2 protein-coding genes are annotated in these 1130 nt (G+C 60.7%); both read right to left on the reverse strand.

The genetic code is table 11. The features are described from left to right. Window positions 1–338, reverse strand: a 338-nt coding sequence (locus BBJ66_RS27165; protein ID WP_443217143.1) for an alpha/beta hydrolase, incomplete at its 3' end; no start/stop codon positions are given. 97 nt (window positions 339–435) lie between these two features. Then, window positions 436–1130: alpha/beta hydrolase (locus BBJ66_RS34810; protein WP_071091266.1), on the reverse strand; the 695-nt coding region annotated here is incomplete at its 5' end.

A 1130-nucleotide genomic window follows, 5' to 3' on the forward strand; every position in this document is an offset into this window, starting at 1 on the left:
CCGCCGCTCTGGCCGTAGTTCCGGTAATCGATGGCCAGTGCCATCACGCCACGACGCGCCATTTCACCGCCATAGATGCCGCCCATCTGCTCTTTCACCGAGGTGAAGGACCCGCCGACGGCCACGGCCGGATAGCGTTTGGCAGGATCATGGCCTTCAGGCAGGTAGAGATGGGCGACCACATAGCTGTCGCCGCTGGCAAAGCTGACGGTCAGTGGTGTGATTTTTCCGCGATGTGCACTCAGGGTCTGAGACATGCCAACTCCTACACGGGAGAACAGGGCGACAGCTCCAACCGACAGGCCGAAGGTGCGGCGGGTGATCGATGAGGCAGTCATCCATGTCTCCTCTGTTAAATGATGGGGAAAGATGCTCTCTGATGTACGGCATCCTGACGTTCACGGGTTACGGCGGCGCCGGAATCGATCGCCGCCGCTACCCAAGCGTGGCACGGAAATGCGCAGCAACGCGGTCGGCGGCGTCGCCTACCGCGTCGCCCTGATCATAGAAATCGAATTGCGCACCTTCGGCCCAATGCAAGTCTTTGGGTCCAGCCAGCAGCCCGTAGACTTTTCGGGCCTGGTCTGGGAAGGCCGAACCCTCGGAGTGGATCATGAGCGTCGGCGCAGTGACGCGCGAGGCCCGTGAGACAGGATCGAAATCGATCCAGTGCTCCCAAGCCATGACAGCGAACTCGTTACGCCAGGATCGAACGCCGCCACCGCGCGTCTGGTCCATGTAATATTCGCTTGGGCTGAGATGCGCCGCTGTTTCATCGGCATTGTGGTAGGTCAGGATAGTCTTGATCTCGCCAGTTTTGTCGTAAATCTCCTGTGCGAGACGACCGTCAGCCCTCAGGCGCTCGATGATATCACGCCCGTTCATCATCGCCGTCATTAACTCTGGTTCAGCATAGTAGCCCGCCACGGCCGCCACCGCACCGACGTTGCCGTCTTCGGCTGCCGTGTAGAGAGCGGTTCCAGCAGAGGTGCAGATTCCGAGAAGGCCTGTTCCGGACACATCCGGCCGGCTTGACAGGTAACGCAGCGCTGCCGACAGGTCTTCGGCCTTGGCGGCGGGATCCTCGTATTGACGTTTGGCACCGCCGCTCTGGCCGTAGTTCCGGTAAT

Origin of the sequence: Rhizobium sp. RSm-3 (assembly GCF_001854685.1) — a bacterium.
Classification (GTDB): Bacteria; Pseudomonadota; Alphaproteobacteria; order Rhizobiales; family Rhizobiaceae; genus Rhizobium; species Rhizobium ecuadorense.